The sequence below is a fragment of the Betaproteobacteria bacterium genome (genome assembly GCA_016791345.1).
In the GTDB taxonomy this organism is placed as follows: domain Bacteria; phylum Pseudomonadota; class Gammaproteobacteria; order Burkholderiales; family JAEUMW01; genus JAEUMW01.
This window is the reverse complement of record JAEUMW010000058.1, coordinates 22,059-28,058: the sequence shown is the minus strand read 5'-3', so window position 1 is coordinate 28,058 and position 6,000 is coordinate 22,059. Positions and strand designations below refer to the sequence as shown.

Below are 6,000 nucleotides of genomic sequence, written 5' to 3'. Positions count from 1 at the left end.
GGCGGTGTCACCATCCTGCCCCAGGGTACCGCCTCGGACCCCGTGGTTTTCTCCATTCCGCAGGCCGAGCGTGTCGTCACCTTGCGCGTCGGCCAGAATCTCGACGTCACGACCGGACAAGTCGTCGAACCCTACAGTCCGAGAGCAGCAGAAATGAAGCGGGCACTGGCCGAGAAATCCAAGCCTGCCGATTCTGCAGGTGCGGCAAACCCAACGACCACCGAGTCTCCCGCACGGCCGGCACTCGAACCGCGAATGCGCTCGAACGCAGAGCCGCTGCCGGCCGCCGCCTCTGCGCCGCTCCATTCGGGTGCCGTCGAGGGGTCTGTGCAATAGCACCATGGCGAACCGGCACCCACCTGCCAGCCCAGGGAGGAGCGGATGCGAGCAGGGATTGGCGCTGTTGACGTTGCTTGTCGCGGTCGCCCTGGGGGCGGCACTTGCCCTGATCGCGATGGCAAATCCGCGGTCCTCCGATCTACGGCGCGACGAAGCGACAACCGCTGCGATGGCGAAGGCAAAGGAAGCACTGATTGCCTATGCGGCGACGTACCAGGATACGCATCCTGGTCAGGTGCCAGGCTACCTTCCGTGCCCCGATTCCGGAACTTCCGGCATTGGGGGAGAAGGAGCAGCCGAAGGCACGTGCGGTGCCGCCAACGTCACGGTAATCGGACGACTACCCTGGAAAACGTTGGGCATCGAGCCTCCACGCGATGGATCCGGCGAGTGCCTTTGGTATGCGGTGTCAGGTACCTTCAAGAACAATCCCAAGACCGATGTAATGAACTGGGACACGCTCGGCCAGATCGAAGTGTACGGCCCGGACGGCATCACCTTGCTCGCGGGATCCCAGCCTGAGAGCCGCGCTGCCGCGGTGATCTTCGCGCCGGGTGTAGCGCTAGGACAGGATCGTCAGGACGACAATCCAGGAACGGCACTGACCCCGGTCTGCAGCGAAGACTACGCTGCCATTCACTTTCTGGAACCGGTCGGGGCAATCAACAACGCCACCCCAAACGCGGCTGCCGGTGCTGTCACCAAGGTGATCGACGGCGACCGCAGCGACAGTTTCAATGATCGTCTGCTTGTCATCGCCCCCGCGGAAATCTTCGCAGCGGTAGAAAAAAGGGCCGACTTCTCACAGAAGCTGGAAAACCTCGCACAGAACGCCGCGCTCTGTTTGGTGGAATACGTCAAGTCGAACACGAATTTCTCCGCAGGTGACCATCGCCTGCCTTGGACCGCGCCGGCAGCGCTCGTCGCGTACACGGCCAGTGGCTATTGGGATGATGCTGCCGGAAGTCTGTCCGGTCGCTTTCCCTATCAGGTCGATACGACGAGAACACTGGTCTCGAATGCGAGCTTGTCGACACTGGGTGCCGCAACCTGCCCCTTCGCCACCGGCAACGCCGACGAGAACTGGTGGAAGAACTGGAAGGATCACTTGTTCTATGCCCTCGGCGCCGATTTCAAGCCAACCGCATCGAGTACCTCGCCCGTCGCTTGCGGTTCAGGATGTCTGAGTGTGAACGGCGTCAGTGGTCAGGTTGCCGTCGTCATGTTCTCCGGCAAACGGCTTGCAGGACAGACCCGGTCGAACGATGCCGACAAGGGAAACCTCGGCAACTATCTCGAAGGTCGCAATCTGACGAATCATCCGAATGCCTCCGGCAACAGCAACTACGAAAGAGTGACCCCGTCGACGACCAATTTCAACGACGTGCTTTGGTGCGTAGGCTTGGGTTCCGGCAATCCCGTGGCAACGGCATGCCCGTGACAACACCAGTCAGTCACCGTATGTACTCGCCCGCATCGTACGACAGCCGCGTCCGTGCGCGCGGCTTCACGCTGATCGAGATGGCAGTGGTTCTGGTCGTCGTTTCGCTCGTGCTTGGTAGCCTTCTGGTGCCTTTGGCCAGTCAAGTCGAACAACGAAAGATCGAGAGTTCGGAACAGACTATCGAGCAAGCAAGGGATGCCCTGCTCGCCTTCGCTGCAGTTCGGGGGCGATTGCCGTGCCCGGCAGGGATGGCAGGTGGTCGTGAGGTTTTCACGACCAGTGCCGCGGTCGGGGACTGCGCCAACTTCTGGGGATTCCTGCCGGCTGCGACGCTTGGTCTGAATCCCCTCGACGCCGATGGCTATGCGCGGGACGGCTGGGGTGGTGAAGTCCGGGACGGCTCCAATTTCGATCAGAACCGCATCCGCTATGCCGTACGCAGCGCAAACGTGGGCAGCCAGAACTTCGTCTTCACGAAGACCGGAGGAATGCGGGCGGCGGGCATGGCTGCAATAAGTACCTTCGCGGATACGAACGGACTGTTGTTCGTGTGCAATGCCGGAGGTGGGGGCGGTGGTGGCACCGGTTGCGGCACCGCGTTGACCCTGACCAGTGAAGCGGTTGCAGTCATCTGGGCAAGTGGACCGAACGCTGCAACCGGTGGTCTTAGCGTCGACGAGGCCGAAAACCCGAGCCCCAACGGCGGCAGTGCCGACCGCATTTTTGTGAGCCGTCCCCGGGGCGCGGGCACCGGCGCGGAGTTCGACGACCAGATGGTGTGGGTCACACCGCCCATCCTCTTCCAGCGCATGATTGCCGCAGGTCAGCTTCCCTGACCCTTCGCGGCGAGTTCGAAGCAGACCCTTCCCCGCTCGTTGCCCGTGAGCGCCAGACGATACCCGAGTCGTTCGGCCTGCCTGGCAGCCTGATACAGGCCGATGCCGAGCCCCGTCTGCGACTTGACCGCCCCACCGAAGAGCGATTCGGCCACAGGCGCCCTGATCGCGCTGCCGTCATCGCACACGCGCAACGAGTACGTCCGCCCTGCGCTCGCGAACTGCGCAGAGATCCGCAGACCCGCTTCATTCTTGGCTTTGAAGAGCGCGTTCTCCAGAAGATTCTCGGCGACGCTGCTGAAGAGATCGCCCGGCAGCGACCCCTCGACACCTGGTGAGCCGAGGGTGAACTCGATGCCGCGATCGGCATAGCGTTGCTTGAGCTGCTCCCACCAGGCCGCGGCATCCATCATCTCGATGGGCGATTCGCTCGGCGCCCGCAGCTTATCCAAGGTTGCCTGCAGGCGCTGTGCGATCTGGGGCAGCTGCCGCTGCATGAGTGCCTGGAGTTTGTCGGCATCGTGTCCGCTGCTGTGTTCGACCGCTGAACACAGTGACTTGAGGGACTGCAACAGATTCTTCACGTCGTGTGTGAGGCGCGCGCCGGTCTCGAAGATGGCTTGGTGATACGCACTCTGACGCTGTTGCTGTTCACGTTGCTTGGCCTCGTAAAAGTAGCCGAGAAGCTGTGCAAGAAGCTTCAAGTGAACCGTCAAAGCGGGACTCAGCGACCAATGCGTATAGATATCGAGGTCGAGTTCCGTCAGTGCGAACTGCGCGTGAAACTTGGAACGCGTCCCAACCTGACCTTGAGCCTGCGCGGTTCGCCAGCCCACACCTGCCACCCACGGCAGTTCAGCCATGTCCTCGAGCCCGAGGGTGAGAAAGCGTGCCGGCTGCGGCTCCTTTTGCGCATGTTCGGCCAGATTGCGCATCCACACTTCGAACGGCAGGCCGATGGTAAGGAAATAACGGGAAACCAGATACTTGACGCCGCTGAACCCACCGTGTGGGTTCCACAGCCAGCTCAGCACCAGCAAGACCAAAGCGATCACGAAAAGGGTTTGCGCGAGAGCGCTCGGATAGTCACCGCGGCTTATCACCTTGAGCACAAAGCTCCCAAGCACGAGCGCTGTGACGAGAAGAAAGAGGAGCACGCTGTAGAGGAGGTCCACCGCCAGCGGCTCTGACGCCCGGTCCGACTCCACCTTCATTGGAAGCAGCGCGAGAAGCAACAGCGGCAACACGAAGCGGACAACGAATGCAACGATATCCGGAAGGCGCTCGCCTTCGAAAAGATGCGGTACCACCCACATCAGCAACAGGGCCAACAGATAGAGGGCAGCGATGAAGCCCACAGCGCGCTGCGCACCCTTGCGGCCGCCGGCGACGTTACCGCCAATCAGCGCGAACAGGAGTGCAATCCATAACGCCATCAGCCACCAGCTACTCCAGACCACGAACAATAGGCCGACGCCGACAACGACGAACCCCTGAAAGGTATCGAGTTGCCGATCGCCCAACCACACCGGCTGCCAGATCAGAAAGAAACCGAAGTGGGCGAGGAGAAATGCCCGAGACCACCACTCGTCAACACCGAATGCGAGGGATGCGTGCAACGCAAGCAGCATGAGCCCGAGAAACAGCGGGGCTCGATGGCGAATGAAAGGCTGCGGCAGAGTCGCATGTCCCGCCATCATCAACGCGCCTGCGTCGGCCCCTTCCGGTGATTCTGTATAATTTTCCATTTCAGTGAGCAATCGCCTTCAGATGCTGGGCCAAGTCCTGATCATAGGGCGCTTTGTCGTGCTGGAGGCTTGGCGTACGCGCCTTCCCTGGATCGTCGTAGTTGCGTTTGCGCTCGTGAGCGGATTGAGCATCTTTGTAAAAGGGCTTGCCATCACCGAGAGCAGCAGGGTTCAAATCGCCTTTCTTGCTGCCTTGACGCGGCTAGCGGTGGTTTCCGTAACATCTCTGTACATCGTCAGCACGCTGGCAAGAGAATTCAACGATCGCGTCGTTGACCTCACGCTGTCGCTGGAATTGCCGAGAACCGCATACGTGCTGGGGAAGCTCGCGGGTTACGCAGCTGTCAGCGCTGCGCTAGCCGCAGCAGCAGGACTGCTGCTGGTGCCTGTCGCGTGGGGGCCGGGCTTGGTCGCGTGGACGGCTACACTCATGTTGGAGCTTTGGATTGTCGTCGCTCTAAGCATATTCTGCATCATCACCTTCAATCAGGTCATGCCGGCCGCAAGCTTCGTTCTCGCGTTCTATCTGCTTGCCCGGTCGATCGGAGCCATTCAACTGATCAGCGCATCACCACTCCTCGCTAACCAGAGTGTCGCCCATCGCTTCGCCGATGGGCTTCTCAATGCCATGGCCTATCTCTTGCCAACCTTTGACCGCTTCACGGAGACGGCTTGGCTAGTGGGAAGTGGTCCGAGCACGGCTGGTCTGATAAGCGCCTTCGGGCAAACACTCGTTTACGTGCCATTGCTGACAACCGCGGCACTCGTGGACTTTTACCGCAAGACGCTCTAGATGCAGAGCAAGCGCGAGCGCTCGTGGCGTTCGGTGCCGCGGGGGGTTCTCGGCGCCATGGCGCTGTTCTTCGCATTACAGGTCGGTTGGCACGCAAGACAACCTGCACCTGTCGCCGTCGCGGAGGATCTGTCCACCCCCCCGCCGCCTGTTGTGCTTCGGGCGCTAAGTCTCGGCGATCCTGTCTTCCTCAGCTATTTCCTCCTGCTGCGCTTGCAGGCTTTCGATAACCAACCCGGAATCAGCATCCCTTTCAAGGACCTCGACTATACGAAAGTGGTTGAATGGCTTAAGGTTTGCCTTGATCTTGATCCGGCCACCCAATACCCGCTTCTGTTGGCTGCAACCGTGTACTCTCAAGTCCCAGACGAGCCCAAACAGCGCATGATGCTGGACTTTGTCTTCCGTCAGTTCCTAGATGACCCACCTCACCGCTGGCAGTGGCTCGCTCACGCATCCGTCATGGCTCGGCACGCGCTTAGAGATCTCCCTCTCTCCCTGAAGTATGCCCAGGCCCTGGCCGATCACGCTGGCGATGCTCCGATTCCGTCTTGGGCGAGACAGATGCATATCTTCCTTCGCGCCGATATGGGTGAGCACGAAGCGGCGAAAGTGCTGCTGGGGGGCCTGCTTGCGAGCGGGACGATTCAGGATCCTCACGAGATCGCTTTCTTGATGCAGCGCATCGAGATGCTCGAGAACGCTGAGAAATCGCCGCTTCAGTCGAAGAATTGACGCTTCGCCCTCTTCCACACTGTCTCGGCACGGCGAAGTCGCTTTTATCATGATCGTGAACCCGTTATTGAAACCGATTCTGAGGCAACCGGACGGCCATAATGC

Annotated in this window: 5 protein-coding genes; 4 read left to right on the top strand and 1 reads right to left on the bottom strand. The window is 60.6% G+C overall.

Going from position 1 to position 6,000, the window contains the following annotated elements; translation table 11 throughout:
* The first annotated feature begins 394 nt into the window (after positions 1–394).
* Both JNK68_02220 and JNK68_02215 read left to right on the top strand, forming a co-directional pair.
* Positions 395–1,780: a hypothetical protein gene (locus JNK68_02220; protein ID MBL8539166.1), complete on the top strand. Its 1,386-nt coding sequence runs from the start codon at positions 395–397 to the stop codon at positions 1,778–1,780.
* A 20-nt stretch (positions 1,781–1,800) separates the two neighbouring features.
* Positions 1,801–2,619, top strand: a complete 819-nt coding sequence (locus JNK68_02215; protein MBL8539165.1) for a prepilin-type N-terminal cleavage/methylation domain-containing protein — start codon at positions 1,801–1,803, stop codon at positions 2,617–2,619.
* Here the strand turns inward: JNK68_02215 and JNK68_02210 are convergent.
* Complete coding sequence (locus JNK68_02210; protein MBL8539164.1) at positions 2,607–4,379, bottom strand: HAMP domain-containing histidine kinase; 1,773 nt, start codon at positions 4,377–4,379, stop codon at positions 2,607–2,609. The genes JNK68_02215 and JNK68_02210 overlap by 13 nt on opposite strands.
* Between JNK68_02210 and JNK68_02205 the strand changes: the two genes are divergently transcribed.
* Together JNK68_02205 and JNK68_02200 are read left to right on the top strand one after the other, a co-directional pair.
* Complete coding sequence (locus tag JNK68_02205) at positions 4,372–5,160, top strand: ABC transporter permease (GenBank protein MBL8539163.1); 789 nt, start codon at positions 4,372–4,374, stop codon at positions 5,158–5,160. The genes JNK68_02210 and JNK68_02205 overlap by 8 nt on opposite strands.
* Complete coding sequence (locus tag JNK68_02200; GenBank protein ID MBL8539162.1) at positions 5,161–5,895, top strand: hypothetical protein; 735 nt, start codon at positions 5,161–5,163, stop codon at positions 5,893–5,895.
* Positions 5,896–6,000 lie beyond the last annotated feature (105 nt).

Coding starts and splice junctions, on each gene's coding strand:
- JNK68_02215 (MBL8539165.1), top strand. CDS start 1,801: ATGTACTCGCCCGCATCGTACGACAGCCGCGTCCGTGCGCGCGGCTTC.
- JNK68_02200 (MBL8539162.1), top strand. CDS start 5,161: ATGCAGAGCAAGCGCGAGCGCTCGTGGCGTTCGGTGCCGCGGGGGGTT.